This is a genomic window from Streptomyces sp. TP-A0874 (assembly GCF_001748085.1).
Taxonomy (GTDB): domain Bacteria; phylum Actinomycetota; class Actinomycetes; order Streptomycetales; family Streptomycetaceae; genus Streptomyces.
Genome location: NZ_BBZK01000004.1, coordinates 83,765 through 102,457, shown reverse-complemented (window position 1 = coordinate 102,457; position 18,693 = coordinate 83,765). Strand labels below are relative to the sequence as shown.

At 72.4% G+C, this 18,693-nt stretch carries 19 protein-coding genes; 8 read left to right on the top strand and 11 right to left on the bottom strand.

Annotated features, from left to right (window positions below; translation table 11 throughout):
• Positions 1-133: 133 nt before the first annotated feature.
• From BGP73_RS04635 to BGP73_RS04625, 3 genes are all read right to left on the bottom strand, one after another.
• The gene (locus BGP73_RS04635; RefSeq protein WP_069812193.1) at positions 134-820 is read right to left on the bottom strand and encodes an HAD family hydrolase; all 687 of its coding nucleotides are present in this window, start codon (positions 818-820) and stop codon (positions 134-136) included.
• A gap of 74 nt (positions 821-894) precedes the next feature.
• Positions 895-1,857 (bottom strand): asparaginase, encoded by a 963-nt coding sequence (locus tag BGP73_RS04630; RefSeq protein ID WP_069812192.1) that lies wholly within the window; start codon positions 1,855-1,857, stop codon positions 895-897.
• A 177-nt stretch (positions 1,858-2,034) separates the two neighbouring features.
• Positions 2,035-2,388, bottom strand: coding sequence for an ArsR/SmtB family transcription factor (locus BGP73_RS04625; protein WP_069812191.1), 354 nt, complete (start codon positions 2,386-2,388; stop codon positions 2,035-2,037).
• Between the two features lie 116 nt (positions 2,389-2,504).
• Here BGP73_RS04625 and BGP73_RS04620 point away from each other — a divergent pair, with 116 nt between their 5' ends.
• The 4 genes from BGP73_RS04620 (at position 2,505) to BGP73_RS04605 (ending at position 6,799) form a co-directional block, all read left to right on the top strand.
• A complete protein-coding gene (locus BGP73_RS04620; RefSeq protein WP_069812190.1) occupies positions 2,505-3,602 on the top strand; it encodes an NADH:flavin oxidoreductase/NADH oxidase in 1,098 nt (365 codons plus the stop codon).
• Between the two features lie 166 nt (positions 3,603-3,768).
• A complete protein-coding gene (locus BGP73_RS04615) occupies positions 3,769-4,446 on the top strand; it encodes a uracil-DNA glycosylase (RefSeq protein WP_069812189.1) in 678 nt (225 codons plus the stop codon).
• Between the two features lie 69 nt (positions 4,447-4,515).
• Complete coding sequence (locus BGP73_RS04610; protein ID WP_069812868.1) at positions 4,516-5,556, top strand: N-acetylglucosamine kinase; 1,041 nt, start codon at positions 4,516-4,518, stop codon at positions 5,554-5,556.
• A gap of 250 nt (positions 5,557-5,806) precedes the next feature.
• On the top strand, positions 5,807-6,799 hold the full coding sequence (locus BGP73_RS04605; protein WP_079127202.1) for a sirohydrochlorin chelatase: 993 nt from the start codon (positions 5,807-5,809) through the stop codon (positions 6,797-6,799).
• An 82-nt stretch (positions 6,800-6,881) separates the two neighbouring features.
• Here BGP73_RS04605 and BGP73_RS04600 read toward each other — a convergent pair whose 3' ends face one another.
• The 6 genes from BGP73_RS04600 to BGP73_RS04575 all read right to left on the bottom strand — a co-directional run bounded on the left by BGP73_RS04600 (position 6,882) and on the right by BGP73_RS04575 (position 12,392).
• The gene (locus tag BGP73_RS04600; protein ID WP_069812187.1) at positions 6,882-7,913 is read right to left on the bottom strand and encodes a lactonase family protein; all 1,032 of its coding nucleotides are present in this window, start codon (positions 7,911-7,913) and stop codon (positions 6,882-6,884) included.
• Between the two features lie 878 nt (positions 7,914-8,791).
• The gene (locus BGP73_RS04595) at positions 8,792-9,421 is read right to left on the bottom strand and encodes a TetR/AcrR family transcriptional regulator (protein ID WP_069812186.1); all 630 of its coding nucleotides are present in this window, start codon (positions 9,419-9,421) and stop codon (positions 8,792-8,794) included.
• A 236-nt stretch (positions 9,422-9,657) separates the two neighbouring features.
• Positions 9,658-9,843, bottom strand: coding sequence for a hypothetical protein (locus BGP73_RS04590; protein WP_069812185.1), 186 nt, complete (start codon positions 9,841-9,843; stop codon positions 9,658-9,660).
• Between the two features lie 69 nt (positions 9,844-9,912).
• Positions 9,913-10,608 (bottom strand): HAD family hydrolase, encoded by a 696-nt coding sequence (locus BGP73_RS04585; protein WP_069812184.1) that lies wholly within the window; start codon positions 10,606-10,608, stop codon positions 9,913-9,915.
• A 172-nt stretch (positions 10,609-10,780) separates the two neighbouring features.
• Entirely contained in the window at positions 10,781-11,725 is a 945-nt protein-coding gene (locus BGP73_RS04580) for a M56 family metallopeptidase (protein WP_069812183.1), read from the bottom strand.
• 100 nt (positions 11,726-11,825) lie between these two features.
• Complete coding sequence (locus BGP73_RS04575; RefSeq protein WP_069812182.1) at positions 11,826-12,392, bottom strand: DUF5134 domain-containing protein; 567 nt, start codon at positions 12,390-12,392, stop codon at positions 11,826-11,828.
• Positions 12,393-12,580: 188 nt separating this feature from the next.
• Here BGP73_RS04575 and BGP73_RS04570 point away from each other — a divergent pair, with 188 nt between their 5' ends.
• A complete protein-coding gene (locus tag BGP73_RS04570) occupies positions 12,581-13,156 on the top strand; it encodes a GNAT family N-acetyltransferase (RefSeq protein ID WP_069812181.1) in 576 nt (191 codons plus the stop codon).
• Positions 13,157-13,195: 39 nt separating this feature from the next.
• Here the strand turns inward: BGP73_RS04570 and BGP73_RS04565 are convergent, their stop codons facing one another.
• Positions 13,196-13,879, bottom strand: a complete 684-nt coding sequence (locus tag BGP73_RS04565; protein ID WP_069812180.1) for a glycerophosphodiester phosphodiesterase — start codon at positions 13,877-13,879, stop codon at positions 13,196-13,198.
• A 389-nt stretch (positions 13,880-14,268) separates the two neighbouring features.
• Between BGP73_RS04565 and BGP73_RS04560 the strand changes: the two genes are divergently transcribed.
• From BGP73_RS04560 to BGP73_RS04550, 3 genes are read left to right on the top strand one after another with little or no spacing between them, the layout of a single operon-like run.
• Positions 14,269-15,669 (top strand): DUF6421 family protein, encoded by a 1,401-nt coding sequence (locus tag BGP73_RS04560; RefSeq protein WP_069812179.1) that lies wholly within the window; start codon positions 14,269-14,271, stop codon positions 15,667-15,669.
• Between the two features lie 26 nt (positions 15,670-15,695).
• Entirely contained in the window at positions 15,696-16,463 is a 768-nt protein-coding gene (locus BGP73_RS04555) for an SDR family oxidoreductase (RefSeq protein ID WP_069812866.1), read from the top strand.
• The gene (locus BGP73_RS04550) at positions 16,442-17,524 is read left to right on the top strand and encodes a threonine aldolase family protein (RefSeq protein ID WP_069812178.1); all 1,083 of its coding nucleotides are present in this window, start codon (positions 16,442-16,444) and stop codon (positions 17,522-17,524) included. The genes BGP73_RS04555 and BGP73_RS04550 overlap by 22 nt, the downstream gene beginning before the upstream one ends.
• A gap of 304 nt (positions 17,525-17,828) precedes the next feature.
• Here the strand turns inward: BGP73_RS04550 and BGP73_RS04545 are convergent, their stop codons facing one another.
• Positions 17,829-18,548 carry a lysophospholipid acyltransferase family protein gene (locus tag BGP73_RS04545; RefSeq protein WP_069812177.1) on the bottom strand — a complete coding sequence of 240 codons (720 nt, stop codon included), beginning with the start codon at positions 18,546-18,548 and terminating at the stop codon, positions 17,829-17,831.
• Between the last annotated feature and the right edge of the window lie 145 nt (positions 18,549-18,693).

The following is an 18,693-nucleotide window of genomic DNA, read 5'->3' as shown; positions in this document are numbered from 1 at the left end:
GCGACAGGAGGTTCTACCAAGCCGCACTGACAGCTCGTCGTGCCGTCCCGTCCGAGGCGGGCCCGCCGGCCGCCGTGCCGGGCGGCTTCGGCACCTCCCTCGTCCTCCGAGGGCCGTGGCCGCGGAGCCTCGCTCATCCGTCCCCGAGGATCCACTCGTAAGCGGTGTCGGCGTCGAACTCCGACTGGCCTTCGGGGAAGATCAGCCCGGCGGTGGTGAACTCGGCGGTCTGGGGTGTGCCCGGCAGCGACGGGACGGCGATGCAGCGCATGCCCGCGCGGTGCGCCCCGGTGGCCCCCGGTGGGGAGTCCTCCAGCACCACGCACCGCGCCGGCTCCACCGAGAGCCGCCGCGCGGTCTCCAGGAAGACGTCGGGGGCGGGCTTGCCCCGCTCGACCTCCTCGGCGGAGACCGTCACCGGGAAGAGGCTCTCCAGCCCGCCGGCCGACAGGGAGGCCCGGATCGCGTCCTTCGAGGAACCGGAGGCCACGGCGATCGGACAGTCAGCCGCGCCCAGCCGCTGGGCCAGCCTCCGCATCTGCGGGAAGACCCTGGTGGAGCGCGCCGCCAGTGCCAGGTAGAGCTCGTGCTTGCCGGTGAGCAACTCCTCCAGGGAGGCGGGCAACCGGTACTCGCGGCGCAGGGTCTCCAGCGACTCGTGGGTGGCGATGCCGATGAAGCGGGCGTACTGCTCCCAGCTGAAGTCGGTCACCCCGTAGCGGGCGAGCAGCCGCCGACTGGCCTGGTAGTAGTTGGGTTCGCTGTCGATGAGCGTCCCGTCGAGATCGAAGATCACGGCGCGGTTCCGAGGGCTCGACATGGGGCCAGCATGCCAGGCGACCGAGGCACCGGGCGCCACCGGCCCGTGGTCGCTGGCTGCTGGGGGAGCGTCGGTCAGAAGACCGCGGTCACCGCGCCGACGGGCTCCCCACCGCCGAGCAGCGGCTGGTCGGCGAGGTCGGCGAGCACCGGGGCGTCCACCCCCATTCCGCGGAGCGCCCGTGCCAGGACGGGGCCGACCGCGCGGCCGGCGCCGTCGTCCACCTTGAAGGCCAGCGCCTGCCCGTCAGGGAGGGCCACCGCCTGCACGGCCTCCGCGCCCACTTTGGCGAGGACGCCGGGCACCCCGCGCATCAGCCAGGTGTCGAGGCGCCGGGTGCCGGCCACGTACTCGGGGTGGGCACGCATGGCGCCGGCCACCCGGCCTTCCGGGGAGTCCGGATCGGCGAGGACGAACGCTCGGAAGGCGCGGGCCAGAGCCGTCAAGGAGAGGGCCATGACCGGTGCCCCGCAGCCGTCCACCCCGACGGGGCCGACCTCCTCCTCGGCGATCTGCTCGACCGTCCGCCGGACCAACTGCTGCAGTGGGTGGTCGGGAGAGCGGTAACTCCTCAGCGGCCAGTCGTTGACGGTGCAGGCGATCAGCATGGCGGCGTGTTTGCCGGAGCAGTTCATGACGACGGGATCGCGCTGACCACCCTCCAGCAGGTGTGCCTCCGCCTGCTCCGGGTCGACCGGAAGGGCCGGTGGTGTCCGCAGGTCCGCGACGCCCAGGCCGTTCTCCCGGAGCATCCGGCGTACCAGATCGGTGTGGAACCTCTCACCGGAGTGGCTGGCGGCGGCCAGGGCCAGTTGCTCACCGGCGAGCGGAGCGCCGGCGCGCAGAACGGCGGCGGCCTGCATGGGCTTGTTGCTCGACCTGGGGAACACGGGGGAGACCACGTCCCCCAGCGCCGTGCGTACCGTCCCGTCCGCGGCGAGCACCACCAGGGAGCCGCGGTGGCACCCCTCGACGAAACCGGAGCGGACCACCTCGGCCAGCACCGGCGGGGTGATCGGACTCTGCGGCGTGACCATCGGACCCTCTTCTCGCACGTGGCCACAGCTCTGGCGCACGTGACCGGGATGGTTCCCGGCTGAGCCTGCCCAGCCCGGGACGGCGGTATTCAGCCTTCAGGGGGGACGGGTCACGGCCCTGGCCCCGGTGGGCCGGTGCCGGAGCGGGCGGCGCTGGTAGCCGGGACCGGCGGCGGATCACCGCCCCCCGGCCAGCCTGGCCTCCTGGCGGCGGTCGGCCTCCAGGAGGCTGTCCAACAGGCCGGGGAAGAGGGCGTCGAGGTCCTCGCGGCGCAGTCGGTTCATCTTCGCGGTGCCCCGGTAGAACTGGGCGATGACGCCGTTCTCCCGGAGCACCCGGAAGTGGTGGGTGACCGTGGACTTGCTGATCGGGAGCTGGAAGACCGAGCAGGACAGCTCCTCCCGGCTTGCCGAGAGCTCGCGGACCACACGCAGCCGCATCGGGTCGGAGAGGGCGTGCAGCACGTTCTCCAGCCGGAGCTGATCGCGAGTCGGGTGCTCCAGGATGCGGCTTGGCGTCAGCGTGGTCACGGCGGCTCCTCGTCGTCTTCTGGAGCCATTGTACGAGAACTGCCGTAGTTTGACAGTCGTCGTACTACGACGTCTATCGTGGGGCCCAAACCCCCACAGTCCAAACGGAGTCCGCCGTGAGCGCACTGTTCGAGCCTCTGACCCTGCGATCGCTGACCATCCCCAACCGCGTCTGGATGGCGCCGATGTGCCAGTACTCGGCCGATGATCGGGGCCCCGGTCTCGGCACCGCCAACGACTGGCACTTCTCCCATCTCGCCGCCCGAGCCGTCGGAGGCACCGGCCTGATCCTCACCGAGGCCACGGCGGTCAGCCCCGAAGGCCGGATCAGCCCGGGCGATCTGGGCATCTGGAACGACGGACAGGCCGAGGCGTTCGGCCGGATCACCGGATTCCTCAAGGAACACGGAAGCGTCCCCGGCATCCAGTTGGCACACGCGGGCCGCAAGGCCTCCACCGACCGCACCTGGCGCGGCGGCCACCCCCTGCGGCCGGAGGATGGAGGGTGGCAGCCACTCGGCCCCAGCCCGCTCGCGTTCTCCGAGACCCACCCGGTGCCGGCGGAGCTGACCCAGCAGCAGATAGCCGAGACCGTCGCCGCCTTCGCGGACGCGGCGCGACGAGCCCTGGCCGCCGGATTCCAGGTGGCCGAGGTGCACGGCGCGCACGGGTACCTGATCGGTGAGTTCCTCTCGCCGCACAGCAACCGGCGGACCGACCACTACGGCGGCTCCTACGAGAACCGCACCCGCTTCGCCATCGAGGTCGTCGACGCGGTCCGCGCCGTCTGGCCGGAGGAACTGCCGGTGTTCTTCCGGATCTCGGCGACCGACTGGCTGGACGAGAACCCGGAGGAGGAGCGGACCGGGTGGACGGTGGACGACACCGTTCGATTCGCCGGGGACCTCGGGGAACACGGCGTGGACCTGCTGGACGTCTCCTCGGGCGGAAACGCGCCACGGGTCCGGATTCCGACCGGCCCCGGCTACCAGGTGCCGTTCGCGGAACGGGTCCGGAGTGAGACCTCGCTCCCGGTCGGCGCCGTCGGTGAGATCACCGAAGCCCGGCAGGCCGAGAAGATCGTCGCGGACGGCCAGGCGGACGCCGTGCTCCTCGGCCGGGAACTGCTCCGCAACCCCTACTTCGCCTGGCAGGCGGCGCGCGAGCTGGGGGCCGAGGCGGCGGTCCCGGACCCGTACCACCGCGCCTACTGACATGCACCGCCCGGTCGCGGAGCGCCCATGGCAGCGGCCACCGACGCTCCGCGACGGCCGTCTTCCGAGCCCAGTACCGGAAGCCGGCGCGGACGCCGACCCGTTCGACGCCCCCGCTCCGTCGCCGGGACGGGGGCGTCTCCGGGAGGCGCTAGAGTGACCGACCGTGGCAGCACGACCGTTGAACGAAATCGTCGAGCCGGGCTGGGCGAAGGCCCTGGAGCCGGTGGCCGAACGCATCGCCGCCATGGGGGACTTCCTGCGCGCGGAGATCGCCTGCGGACGCACCTACCTGCCGGCGGGGCCGAACGTGCTGAGAGCTTTCCAGCAGCCGTTCGACGACGTGCGGGTGCTGATAGTGGGCCAGGACCCCTACCCGACCCCCGGGCACGCCATCGGCCTCAGCTTCGCGGTGGCGCCGGAGGTGCGACCGCTGCCCGGCAGCCTGGAGAACATCTACCGGGAACTGCACACGGACCTCGGGGCCCCCAGGCCGTCCAACGGCGACCTGACCCCCTGGACCCGGCAGGGGGTGCTGCTGCTCAACCGAGCGCTCACCACCGCCCCCCGCAGGCCGGCGGCGCACCGGGGCAAGGGTTGGGAGACCGTCACCGACCAGGCCATCCGCGCGTTGGCGGAGCGCGGCGGGCCACTCGTGGCCATCCTCTGGGGCCGCGACGCGCGCAACCTGCGTCCGCTGCTCGGCGAGGTGCCCGCCATCGAGTCGGCCCACCCCTCCCCGATGTCGGCCGACCGCGGGTTCTTCGGGTCACGTCCCTTCAGCCGTGCCAACGAACTGCTCGTCCGCCAGGGCGCGGAGCCCGTCGACTGGCGGCTGCCATGAGGCCCTCAACCGAGGCAGAACGGTGGTGAGCGGCGGAGCCCACGCGCTGCGGTGCGGAAGGGCCGTCTCGTGAAGGCGTCGGAACGGAGCGCGGCCGACTGGGTCCTGGGGGTCGACTCCGGTGGCTCCGGACTCCGGATCACCCTCGCTCCGGCAGCCGCCGAGGCCGCGCCACCCCGTGGCGCCATCACCCGCGTCATCACCCGCCGCCCCGTGCGCACCGGCCCCTCCGGCATCGACGCCGCGCACCTCCTGGACAGCCTGCTGCCGGCCGCCAGGGAACTGCTCGCCGAAGTGGGGGTCGAGGCGCCGGCCGCGGTGGCGATCGGCGCGGCGGGCATGGCGACGCTCGGCGAGGAACTCCGCTCCGTGCTCCCGGACGCCCTGGCGGAACATCTCGCCGCGCCCCGGCTGGCGCTCGCCGCCGACGCGGTGACCGCCTACGCCGGAGCCCTCGGCCAGCGGGCCGGAGCCGTGGTCGCCGCCGGTACCGGACTGATCGCGCTGGGCGTCGCCCCGCGGCCCGACGGCCATTCCGCCGCTGGCGCGGCCCCCGACACCCGCGGCGGCTGGCTCCGGGCCGACGGCTGGGGGCATCTGCTCGGCGACTGCGGCGGCGGTGCCTGGATCGGCCGCGCGGGTCTGGAGGCCGCTCTCCGGGCGCACGACGGCCGCGCCGGCGGATCGGCCGTGCTCCTGGCCGCACTGGAGTCCCGCTTCGGTCGCCCCGAGGACCTGCCGGCTCTGCTCTACCCCCGCGGCGACCGGCCGGCCGTGCTGGCCTCCTTCGCCCCCGAGGTCGGTCACTGCGCCGCCCATGACCCGGTGGCCGCCGGCATCCTGCGGAGCGCGGCCGGTCATATCGCGGAGGCCGCCGCCGCGGTGTGCCCTGCCTCCGAGGGCTGCCCGGTGGCGCTGACCGGTGGTCTGTTCAAGATGGGCGAACCGTTGTTGGGGCCGCTCCGGCGGGAACTCGCGGCCCGGCTTCCGGGGGCCCGCCCGGCGCTCGCGGCCGGGGACCCGCTCGACGGGGCCCTGCGGATCGCCGGCGCTCTCGCCCGGGACGAACTGCGGCTGCCGGTGGACGGCCGAATGCTGCAACTGCCCTGAGGGGCCGGTCGATGAGCCCGGTGGCCCCGCGACGACGGCCACGGTGTCCCGTCGCGTTGTGGTGGCACCCGGACGTCCTCCGAGCGTCCGGGGTGCACCGCCGCTGGCGCGCCATGAGGAACCGGGAGTGAGGGGACAGCCCTGGCGTGTCCGGGTGGAGTCCGGCGAGCAACAGGAAAACGGGACGGATGGCGCACACCGGCCCCCTACCCGGACGGTGGATGGCGAGGACGCGTTAACATGCGGCGCCATGAGCACCCCCACTGAGCCCGCGTCCGGCCTGCCTGTACGAATGCCGCGCCCCCGCAAGTCCGGCCGCCACCGGAAACCCGAGCCACTGGCTGCTCCCGAGGGTGCGCCCGCGCTCGTTCTCGCCGTCCCCGGCGAGCCGAGCGCGGCCACGCGCAGCCTGGCGGAAGAAGTCACCAGCATCGCCCGTTCCGAACTGCCCGGGCTCAACGCCGTGGTCGGCTACATAGAGGGAGACGACACCGAGTTTCCCAGCCTGACCGCCGTACTGACCCAGATCGCCGCCGAGCGTGCGGAGCGTGCCGCCCTGGCCGCCATGCTCCCGAACGCGGACGAGAGTTCCGACGGTGCGCCGGAGGGCGATGCGACGGCGCAGCGGGAGGGGCGGCCGGCGGGTCCGGGTCCCGAGGGGCCGGCCGCCGTCGTGGTGCCGCTGCTCGCCGGCCCGGAGAGCGCCCTGATGCGGCGGATACGACAGGCCGTCATGGACAGCAGGGTCTCAGCCGAGTTGACCGACGTGCTCGGTCCGCATCCGCTGCTCGCGGAGGCGGTCCACGTCCGGCTCTCGGAGGCCGGTCTCGCCCGCGCCGACCGGGCGCGGCTCTTCACCGTGGCCACCGCGGCGGACGGCATCGTCCTCGCCACCGTCGGCGGGGAGGAGGCCGTCCAGGCGGCCGGTATCACCGGGATGCTGCTCGCGGCCAGGTTGGCCGTGCCGGTGCTGGCCGCGGCCCTGGACATGGACGGTTCGATCCAGCAGGCCGCGGACCAGCTGCGGGGCTCCGGCTCCACGCAGTTGGCGCTGGCCCCCTACCTGATCGGCCCGGAGATAGCCGAGGGACTCCTCAAGGAGGCCGCCGCCGGGGTGGAGTGCGCCTCCTCCGAAGCGCTGGGGGCCTACCCGGCGATCGGCCGGCTCGCGCTGTCCCAGTACATGACGGCGGTCGGTATCGCGCCCCCGCAACAGGACGCCCAGGGGGCGTTCGCCCGCTGAAGCTGCGCCGGCCGGTGCCGGGGCGAAGGGGCAGGGCGGATCGGTGGGGCGTCCGGCCGATACCGGGCCGCTGGCATAGGCGTCAGACGAAGAGCACGCAGGAGGCCGCGGGGGCCGGCATGGAGCCTGTCCTCCGCGGCACGCCCGTCGCCGGGTCGAAGTCGAACCAGGCGACGTCGCCAGAGCGTTGGTTGGCCGCGTAGAGCCGGTCGTTCCGGGGGCCGAGCGTCAGGTGGCGCGGCCCTTGGCCGCCGCATCCCACCGCCGTCACCAGACGGGGCAGCCCGTCCGGCGTCTCCAGTGTCAGCAGCGCGATGACATCCGTGCCACGGACCGCCACCCACAGGAAGCGTCCGTCGGGGGAGACCACCACTTCTGAGGGAAAGGCCGCCTCGGGCGGTGTCCCCTCCGGGAGGACCGCGGTGTCCGCCAGGGACTCCAGCTCCGCGTTGGCCGGGTCCCAGCGGCAGGTCGTGACCGTGGGCTGCAACTCGTTGATGACGAAAAGACGTTCGCCGTCCGGGTGGAAGGCCAGGTGGCGCGGTCCGCTCCCGGGGGCCATCCGGATCTCCCGCCGGATACGGAGTGCACCTTCCGGCTCGAGCGTGCAGACCCGCACCGAGTCGGTTCCGAGGTCGACGCTTAGCAGCAGCTCCCCGCTCGGGTCCGGCCAGACCCCGTGGGCGTGCGGCCCCCGCTGCCGCTCGCGGTTCGGGCCGTCGCCGTGGTGGCGCAGCACGTGGCGGGCGTGGCCGAGTCCCCCGTCAGGCTCGACGGGCAGCAGTGTGACGCTTCCGGAACCGTAGTTGGCCGTCACCACGTGCTCCTGGAAGAGCGTGAGGTGGGTGGGTGCGTCGGCCTGCACCGGCACCATGGCGGACACCAGGGCCGGGGGTGCCGTCCCGTCCCCCAGCAGCAGCCCTCCGGCGGCCCCCTCCCTGGTCTCGCTGACGGCGTAGAGACGGTCGCCGCTCGGCGAGGCGGTGAGGAACGAGGGGTTGGACACCGTGTCGGTGGAGTGGAGCGCCGTGAGCGCACCGGAGTCCGGATCGAGTGAGGCGGTGGTGATGCCGGCCCCGCCTTCGGAGGTGTACGAACCGATGTACGCCCGCACCGTGCCGCCTTCCGTCTCCGGTTCTTCGGGGCTCCCGCCGACCGGAACGGCCTTCCGGCGGCGCGACGCGGTGACCGTAGCACCCGGAGAGAGCGGTGCCCGCCAGGACATCCCGGGCGCGACGCATCCCGCGACACGGAGCCTGAGGCGGTTCCGCTTCGCTCGGCTCCGGGCGGCCGGCCGCCCGGAGCCGGATGGCGGCAGCCGCGGCCCCCGACCGCCGGAGCCGTCGTCGGCGGCGGTAGCGTCAAGGAGCACTGCCGAGTCGAGGGCCGGGGAGTGGCGTGAAGGACCGGGTCCCCGCCGAACTGCTGGAGATCGCTGAAGCCCTTCTAGCGGGCGCCTCCCGCGCTCCGGCGCGTCTGGCGGCCCACCGCAACATCCACCACGTCGTGTTGGTTCCGGATGTCGCCGCCGTCCGGATCAGCCGTCGACCGTCGGGTACGGAGGCCCTGCCGCGCCGAGTGGAGTCGCTGCGCGCCGTCGCCGCCTGCGGACCGCCGTTCCAGGTGCCCGAGCCGCTGACGCCGATCACCGTCTTCGGTGGTCGGGCGGCCGTCGCCGTCTCCTGGCTCGACGGCTCGGGACTGCCCGAGGGGCAGGGGGACCCGGCGAGGATGGGCGAACTCCTCGCGGCCCTGCGGGAACTGCCCCTCACCCCGGGGCTGAGAGCCGCTCCGCCCCCACCGGACGCGGGCCGGCAGGGCGGCGCGGCCGTCGACGCCGAGACCTGCCGGCGGGCCCCTGAGGAACGTCGACAACTTCGTGGAGCACATCGTCGCGTGGCTGGAGCGGAAGGCGGAGACCGGGGTCCGGTGAACGGACGCGGCGAGGTCGTACTGGGAACGGCGGGGCGGAACCCCGCCGGGCAGGTGCCGTCAGTCCGTCCACTTCGGTGCCTCGACCGGCGGAACCCCCGCCATCGGGGTTCCGCGCTCCCACTCCAGCCCGTATCGCTGGAAAAGCTCGGCCCGAAGCCTCGGCAGGGGCATCGGTGCGCCCGGCAGCAGCGCGGCGAACACCGCGCCCATCAGCAGGGCCCGGAGCAGCAGGTAGTCCTCTTCCGGCGCCGTCGAGCCCCGGCGGGTGATGGTCTCCCGCAGCAGCGCCGCCAGGCGCTGCTGCTCCGGGCACGTCACGAAGCCCTGGGCCGCGAAGATCCCGGCCATGTGGGTGCGCATCAGGGTCGGGTGGTCGAGTGTGAGACCGAGCACGGCGTCGATCGCACGCGCCAGGAGTTCCTTGCCGTCTTCGGTGCGGGGCTCCTGTTCCAGGGCGGCCTGCAGGGTGCGGTGCATCAGGCGGTGCACCGCGGACTGGAGCAACTGCCGTTTGCCGGGGAAGTAGTAGGACACCAGTCCGCGGGCGGTGCCGGCCCGGTCAGCGATGTCGGCGAGTTTCGTCGCGTCGTAGCCCTGCTCGCCGACGACCTCCACCGTCGCCTGCAGCAGACGTTCTCGGGAACGCCGGCGCAACTCTTCATTGACCGATGGGCTTCGCGGGGACATCCTGTACTCCTGCGTTGACTGGCTCCCAGCCAATATACTCAGCAAGGCTTCGGGTGTCGGCATCCTGCGATGCTGGCTTCCGAGGAGTGCCACCGTTTTCGGGCGACGCGGGGGATCGCCCGAAAACGGTGGTCGCGATCATGACAATACGCAGCCGGAACGTTCCCTGGGCTCGTGTGGAAGCGTTTGCTGCCGGAGGCGCGGTGCCGCGCGGTGCCGAGATCTGGCGGGACCTTCTAGGCGGCCTTGTCCACGCCCTGCTCGAGCGCCCGGCGCCAGGCAGCCCGGAGACGGTCCAGCTCGGCCAGATCCTCCGACGACCAGGACCGGCGGCCGGCTACGAACGCGCGGATGGCGTCGTTGGCGGCGGCAGCGGCAGAGCGCGCCTGGCGGCGCTGCGGGCGGTCAGAAGTGAAGGACATGTGAACAAGCTTAAGGGGTGGCACTGACAACAACCGGCGAATAAACGTTCTTTGATGGTGACGTTCGCCTCAGCCGACGAGGTCCAGCATCGGTAGCAGCGCGGCCGGCCGCGCCTCGGGCGGTTCTTTGCGCACCAGCCGGACGGTGCAGCCGACGGTGACCGCGGCGCCGTCGTTCGCCTGGCTGTCCCCGACCATGAGGACCCGTTCCGGGGCCAGCCCGAGGGTGGCGCAGGCCAGCCGGAAGAGTTCCGGCTCCGGTTTCTGTACCCCGTGCTCGTAGGACAGCGTGTAGGCCTCCACCAGGCCGTCCAGGCCGTGGGCGCGGAAGACCGGCCGCAGATCCCAGCCGACGTTGCTGACCACCCCGACCGGGAGGCCCCGCTCCGAGAGCGCCCGGAGCACCGGCTGTGTGTCCGGGTAGGGCAGCCAGGCCTCCGGCTCGCTGTGCCGCTCGTAGAGGGCCTCGTACACCCGCGGCCAGGGCAGCGCCGCCTCCCTGGCCAGGCCGATGTAGGTGGCGCGGTGCTCCTCCGCCCGGCGGTCCCGGTTCGCCCAGCCGTCCCGGAGGTGCGGCGGCACCCGGCGGGGTTCGGCGCCGCCGGGCTGGGCGCCGGCGTCCTCGAGCGCCGCCGTCCAGCGGGCGGTCTCCTCGTCGGAGAGGGCGACCCCCTCGCGCTCCAGAGCCGTGCGGAGCCAGCGCTCGGCGGGCTCGATGTGGAAGAGCGTCCCGGAGAAGTCGAACAGCACACCTTCGATGGTCACGGTGCGATTCTTGTGGACTCCGCCGGTACGGCAAGGAGGCTGACGGCCGTGTCCGCGGCCGGATCGCCTCGGTGGCGTCGGCCGGGACCGACGTCATCGCTGATCGCCGGGCGGCTCCCGCCTCCTCGGGCGGCAGGCCCCGGGGACCAGGACGGGGCTTAGGGGACAACCCTTAGCCCAGGGCGCTGATCCCGGGGACGAAGGTGAGCAGCAGCGGCACGACGGGTACCAGCGCTGCCACGGCTGTCAGACGGAGCCGGTGGGCCGTCGTCAGCCGGGGTTCGGGGGACAGCAGCCGGTACACCCGCTGTGCCACCTGCGCCATCGGACCCGGACGCGGGTCGAAGGTGCCGCGGCCCTCGTTGAGCTCCACCAGGGCCAGGGCGATCGTCAGCCGGCCGCAGCGGCGGGATGCCGCGTCGTCGGCCGCCAACTCCACCAGCCGGGCCACTTCGTCCCGGAAGGAGGTGAAGACCGGAACCCTGGGGAAGCCCGAGGCGAGCGCCGAGGAGCAGTGCAGCAGCCAGTCATGGTGGGCTCGGGCGTGTCCCTGCTCGTGCGCGAGCACGGCGTCCAGTCGGCGGGCGTCCAGGCGCCGCAGCGCGGCGGTGGTGATCACCAGTTGCGGAGCGGGGCCGGGCAGCCACCAGGCGTCTGGTCGCTCGCCCTCAAGGACGACCACCCGCTCTCCGGCCCCCGAGCCGCTCGCCTCGCCCGGAAGCCGGGGCGCGCGCTCCCGCAGCTCGGCTCGCCGTTTCCGGCGCTGGAGGTGCGCGTTACGCACCTCGCGGGCGAGCATGACCGCGGTCCACAGGCCGCCCGCGGCCAGCACCGTGGCGACGGTCTCGGTCCACGGTCCGTAGGCGTGGAAGGCGTAGGCCTCGATCACGCCGCTCGGCGCGGGCGCGAAGACCCGGCCCCGAACCGCTTCCCAGGCCGCCGCGGCGCTGAGCGCCATGGCGGAGACGCAGCACAGCAGGACGGCGGCCACCAGGCACTGCCAGACCCACAGCGCCAGCACGGGTTCGCGATCGGGCCACTCGGCACGCCTGACCAGACGCGGGGCGAGGAGTGCGGTGGTCCCGCCCAGGAGCAGTAGCGCGACAGGGAGGGGCATGAGAGCAGCCTACGAGTCCGAGGCCGGGGAGGGGGCGGGCCTCGAGGTTAAGTGACGCAGACCACCGGGTCGGAAGGCGGTGGGGGAGCGGGCGGGAGCCTCATGACGGCAGCAGCATCGCGAACATCGCCATGTCCATCGCCCCTCGGCAGGCCGTCGTCAGCTCGGGCCGCCCCACCCAGCCCGCCGCCGCGCCCCCGGTCCCGCTCGCGGGTATCAGCCGGGCCCCCGATCGCAGCGCCGCCAGGGCGAAGTACAGCAGGAGCACGGCCGGCAGCACCGAGCCGACCGCCGTGTGCCCGGTCCCGTCGGGAAGGCCATGGCCGTGGTGCCCCGGGGCGCCGCCCGCCATGGCCAAAGCCATGTGGACCATGGCCACCGCCCCCACCGCGTGGTGGGCGTGATGGGGTCGGTCGGATCGGAGGAGGGAGACCTCCCGGACCGCCGAGCCGGCGAAGACCACGGCGAGGACGAGCGGTAGCCAGTCGGCCCCGGCGACCGCGCCGATCGGTACCGCCATCGCCGCCATGGCGAGCGCCATCACAGCCTCGCTGCCCGCGCCCCGGCGTACGGCGGGTGCCCCGGCGCGGGCCCGCAGCAGGCAGTAGCCGCCGCTCAGCACACACACCGCGGCGAGCAGCCAACCGACGAGCGGTGGTCCGTGCACCCGTCCTCCCGGTCCGGTCCCTGGTTCGCCGGAAGGCTTCCCGGTGGGCGATGGGCACAGGGGAGCGCACGAGCGCAGTGAGGGGGAGCGCGCGCCCGGGGCGGGGCCGGACGGAGCGGTGCGGGGATGAGGCGTTAGGGTCCGTCCCTGTGCCGGCCGTCCCTCGGCCCGCGGGAGAGGAGTCGCAGATGGGCAGCGTTGTGGACCCCGCCGGGCGGATCACCTTCCGGGACGCCGCCGAGAGCGACGTCCCGGAGCTGGTGGCGCTGATCGAGTCGGCATACCGCGGTGAGGCGAGCCGGGCCGGCTGGACCACCGAGGCGGATCTGCTGGCGGGCCAGCGGGTGGACGCCGAGGCCGTGCGGGACGTGCTGCGGGCCGAGGGCAGCCGGATACTGGTGGCCGAGCAGGGCGGTGCCATCGTCGCCTGCTGTCAGCTGGAACGGCGAGGCGCCCACGCCTACTTCGGGATGTTCGCGGTCCGTCCCCGGCTCCAGGGAGCGGGGCTCGGGAAGTCGGTCCTCGCGGAGGCGGAGCGGACCGCCCGTGCGGACTGGGGGGCCCGCGAACTGCACATGACGGTCATCTCGGCTCGGGAGGACCTCATCGCGTGGTACGTCCGGCGCGGCTATTCCCGCACCGGCCGGATGAGCCCCTTCCCCTACGGTGACGAGCGCTTCGGACTCCCCCTCCGGGACGACCTCCGCTTCGAGCTGCTGGTGAAGCCCCTGGCGGGGGTGCCGGACGCGGCCGGGGCGCCCTGAGGGAGCCGATGTCCCGCCCGGCGCGCGCCCGGGCGGCGCTCAGGCGGTGAAGCGGCCGGTCCGTTTGATCTCCGGGAAGTCGGTGGTGGCCCCGTCCAGCTCCAGCGCGCGCACGAGCCGCAGGTGCTCCTGGGTGTTGACCACCCAGCCGATGATCCGCAGCTGCGCGGCGCGGGCGTACTCCACGACCTCGAGGGTCAGTCGGCGGATGTTCAGCACGAGGGTGCCGGCTCCGACGGCCTGGGCGCGGTCGACCACGTCCTTGCCGTAACGGCTGGCCACCAGTGCGGTGCGGACCTGCGGCAGCAGTCGTCCCATCTCGGCCAGGGCCTCGTCGTGGAAGGAGAGCACCTCCACCCGCCCGGCCAGGTCCCGTTGCTCGATGACGGTGGCCAGCGCCCGGGCCGCCGCCACGTCCTTGATCTCCGCCTGCAGCGGGGACCGCACGGCGTCGAGGACCTCTTCGAAGACCGGGACGCGTTCGCCGAGGCCTGCGTCCAGCTCTCGCAGCTCGGCGAGTGTGAAGTCGGCGATGGGGCCCTTCCCGTCCGTCGTGCGGTTCACGTCCGCGTCGTGCATCACCACCAGCGCACCGTCCTTGCTCAGGTGCAGGTCGAGCTCGATGACGTCCAGCCCCTCGCGTTCGGCGCGGACGAACGAGCGCAGGGTGTTCTCCGGCTCCACGCCCATGACGCCGCGGTGTCCGATGGTGAGGAAGGTCAAGGCTGTCTCCAATCCCGAGGGCCGCTGAACGCCCCGCAGCCTAATGGGATCCGCCCCGCTCGTCCGCAGTTGTGACGCCTTGATCTCTCCTCTCACCCGTGCGGGGCGGACCGCGCGGTGTGCTGACGCGAACCGCCGTGCGGCAGGTGGCGCCGGGGAGGTGGATGGTGCCGCGGGGCGGAACCAGGGGGGAAAGTGGGGGCAGATCGGGATTAACGGGGCACTCGAGAGAGAGGAGCTTGAGGAAACGGTCGAAAGACAGGCTGAGGCAGAAAGAAGAGCGGCCAATGAGGGCTGGAGCAGGAAGTTTTGCGGTTGCCCGCCTTGAGGTGGGGAAGGAGTCCGGCTACGGTGGGTACCGAAGAAGTTTCTTTGGTGGAGGGTGTGAGATGACGGAAATTCTTGCGCAGGAATCGGTGACTACCGATGGTTTCCCTGTGGAGCGTGTGGTTGAACATCCGTCCTGGCCTCTGCTCAGAGAAGCGGTGGAGGAGATAAGGCCCTGGCAGTCCAAGGACGGGTCGATCGACTTCGACGCCGAGGGGGCGCCCGCCCCCGCCGTCGCGGCCGACGCCGTGGAGCGGGTCGTCTCCGCCATCGAGGACCTCGCTCCGCTGCTGCCGCATGACGCGGCGTACCACCGTGCCGTCGTCAGTGACCTGCGCCGCTGGGCCGACGGCGGCTTCGGCGTCCCGGACTTCCTGGACTCGCTGCTCGCCTTCCAGCCGGCCGCCGAGCGGGTGGACGGCCGCCAGCACCTGGTGGTCTTCCCCATGTACACCCAGAACGGCAACCCGGACCGGAACCTCGAAGCCGTGGTCCTGCGGATGGTCTGGCCCGACTGGCTGGCCGAGCTGGAGCGCACCCGGTACGACAACCCGCTCTTCCTGGGTATCACCTTCGAGGGCTTCACCTCCGGCTACGACACCAACTCCGCAGTGCTCTTCCCGGAGACCATCGCCGTCCGGGAGGTGCCCGAGCGCTTCTCCTGGGGCGGGATCTTCTGTGACCGGGAGGCCGCCCGATTCCGGGTGGTCAGCGAGGCGGCCGTGGAGACGCTCGGTATCGACCTGCCCGCGGACATCCGGAGCATGCTCGACGACCAGCGCCGCTGCGAGGAGGCTTTCGTCCTCTGGGACATGATCCACGACCGCACCCACAGCCACGGCGACCTGCCCTTCGACCCGTTCATGATCAAGCAGCGGCAGCCGTTCTGGATGTACGGCCTGGAGGAGCTCCGCTGCGACCTCACCGCGTTCCGGGAGGCCGTGCGGCTGGAGGCCGAGGGGCTCCCGCAGGCCCGCGACGTGCAGTACGCGGTCATCTTCGACCGGATGTTCCGTTTCCCCGTCACCGGGGACCGGGTGAAGAACTACGACGGTCTCGGTGGGCAACTCCTCTTCGCATATCTCCACAAACACGACGTCGTGCGCTGGACGGACAACACCCTCCACATCGACTGGGAGCGGGCGCCGCGGATCACCAACCAGCTCTGCGGCGAGATCGAGAAGCTCTACCGCGACGGCATCGACCGCCCCAAGCTGGTGCACTGGTTCGCGGGCTACGACCTCGTCTCGACCTACCTGGCTCCGCACCCGGGATCCAAGTGGAAGAAGGGACCGGATGCCCTCGACGTCTCACAGCCGCCGCGCAAGCTCGTCGACGACGTGCTGCCGGACGAGTTCCCGCTCAGCATGTTCTACGAGGCGCTTGCCAAGAAGCTGCGGAACGTGATCGCCTCCACGCAGGGGATCACCGCCGAGAACGCGGAGCGGACCGTGGCGGTGTGAGCGAGCCGATCAAGGAGGCGACGATCATGAACAGTCCGGCACGGACCGCTGAGGGGAGTCCGCTGGAAGGGGCCGTCATCGCTGTGGCGGGGGCGGCCGGCCCGGCCGGCCGGGCGACCGTACTGCGTCTTGCGGAGGCCGGAGCCACCGTCATAGCGGCCGACAACGACGTGGCGGCGCTCGCCTCGGCGGTCGACACGGCGCGCTACGCCCACGGTGGGGCCACCGTGACCGGCGAGACCGTGGACCTTCTGGATCTGGAGGCGACGCGCGCCTGGGCCTCGCGCACCGAGCAGGAGTTCGGCCGGATCGACGGCATGGTGCACCTGGTCGGCGGCTGGCGCGGGGCGAAGAGTTTCGCGGAGGCGCCGCTCACCCACTGGAACACCCTGCACGACCTGCTGATCCGCACCGTGCAGCACACCTCGCTGGCCTTCCAGGAGGCGCTCCAGCGCAGCCGGAACGGCCGCTACGTGCTGATCAGCGCCGCCGGGGTCAGCAAGCCGACCGCGGGCAACGCCGCCTACGCCGCGTCCAAGGCCGCCGCGGAGGCCTGGACGATGGCCCTGGCGGACGCCTTCCGCAAGGAGGGCGGCGAGGACGGTCCGGCGGCTGCCGCAGTGGTCCTCGTGGTCAAGGCGCTGGTGCATGATGCGATGCGTGCGGAGCGACCGAACGCGAAGTTCGCCGGATTCACCGACGTCAAGGACTTGGCCGAGGCCATCGTCGGCGTGTGGGACCGGCCCGCCGAGGAAGTGAACGGAACCCGACTGTGGCTGACCCCGCAACCCTGACGACCGACGCCGTACGCCACCACGACCCGGAGGCACGCGGTTTCGCCAGCGACAACTACGCCGGAGTGCACCCGGAGATCCTGGCGGCCCTGGCCCTCGCCAACGGTGGCCATCAGGTCTCCTATGGCGGGGACGAGTACACCTCCCACCTCCAGGAGGTCTTCCAGGCGCACTTCGGCCCCCGAGCGGAGGCATTCCCGGTCTTCAACGGAACCGGGGCGAACGTCGTGGCGCTCCAGGCGCTCACCGAGCGCTGGGGGGCCGTGATCACCGCCGACAGCGCTCACATCAACGTCGACGAGTGCGGCGCCCCCGAGCGGGTCGGCGGTCTGAAGCTCCTCACCGTGCCCGCCGAGGACGGCAAGCTCACACCCGAGCTGATCGACCGGGAGGCCTACGGCTGGGACGACGAGCACCGGGCGCAGCCCCAGGTCGTCTCGATCACCCAGACCACCGAACTCGGCTCCTGCTACACGCCCGAGGAGATCGGCGCTATCTGCGAGCACGCGCACGAGCGCGGGATGAAGGTGCATTTGGATGGTTCGCGGCTCGCCAACGCCGCCGCCACGCTCGGCGTTCCGCTACGGGCCTTCACCACCGACGCGGGGGTGGACGTCCTCTCGTACGGCGGCACCAAGAACGGCCTGCTGTTCGGGGAGTGCGTGGTGGTGCTGGAACCCTCCGCGGTCCGGGCCATGAAGCACCTGCGGAAACTGTCGATGCAACTGGCCTCCAAGATGCGCTTCGTCTCGGTGCAGTTCGAGGCGCTGCTCGCCGGCGACCTGTGGCTGCGCGGCGCCTCACACGCGAACGCCATGGCGGCCCGGCTGGCGGCGGGCGTGCGTACGGTGGAAGGAGTGCGGATCCTCTATCCGGTCGAGGCCAACGCGGTCTTCGCGGCCCTTCCGCACGACGTCTCCGAGCGGCTGCAGAAGCGCTATCCCTTCTACTTCTGGGACGAGCCGGCCGGAGTGGTGCGCTGGATGTGCTCGTTCGACACCACGGAGGCCGACGTGGACGCCTTCACAGCCGCCCTCGCGGAGGAGATGGCCAAGGGCTGAGCTGCCCCGTGGTGGACGGCGACAGGCCCGTCACCGTCCACCACGGAGGTGCCGCGGGGGAGGGTGCACCGCGGACGCGGTCGCCATCGCGCACGCCGTCAGGTCTGCGCCTGGTGCGCTGGCTTCCCGGGGGCGCCCGGTTCTCTGAAGCGCCCCCTCGAAGCTGAGACGTCCGATCGGAGCTAGCCCGATCCGCGTCCGCCGTCCTCCGCCGGACGCGGGTCCGTCAGGGCGGCGGCTCCGCGAGGCCCCGGATCGGGACAGGGGGTTCGGCGCTCTACGAGGGTGCGAGGGCTCCGCCGGATCAGCTGCCGGCGGCGTCGGCCGGCATCGGAGCGGTGCCACCGAGGTGAGCGGGGAGCCACCAACCGTCCCCGGGACCCTTAGGGCGGGCCGGATAGGCGCGTTGGGCGGCCTCCAGCAGCTCCTGCACCCGGGCCCGGACGGTTTCGGTCAGGCTCGCCGGAGATACGGAACGGTCGGCGTGGAGCGGCTCGCCGACCCGCATCGAGATCGGGATGTGATGGCGCCGCAGGTTGCGCGGGCGGCCCTTGGTCCACAACCGCTGGGTCCCCCACAGTGCCATGGGGAGGATCGGTACCTCCGCCTCCTGAGCCAGCCGAGCCGCGCCCGACTTGAAGTTCTTCAGAGTGAACGACGGCGAGATCGTCGCCTCCGGGAACACGCCCACGATCTCTCCGGAGCGGAGGGCGCGCAGCGCGTGCACGTACGCCTGGCCGCCCTGCCCCCGGTCAACCGGTATGTGTTTCATCGCCCGCATCAGCGGGCCGGACAGCCGGTGGCGGAAGACTGACTCCTTGGCCATGAAGCGCACCAGCCGCTTGGCCGGCCGTGCGGCCAGACCGCAGAAGACGAAGTCCAGGTAACCGATGTGATTGCTGACCAGGACCGCACCGCCCTGCCGGGGTACGTGTTCGCCGCCCTGCAGGTCGAGGCGGAGGTCCAGCGCCTTGAACATGGTGCGGGCCACGCCGATGACGGGCGGGTAGACGAGTTCTGCCACTCGGGAAACCCCTTCTGTGCCTCGGGAGGGGCGCTCCCGGGCGGAGGTAGGTTACGCAGCCGTAGGTTTAGGGCTTCGCCAGATGGTGCCTGATGTGCGGCGCCCGGGCCACCCCTGCTGCCGACTCGGTGGGAGATCCTTGTCA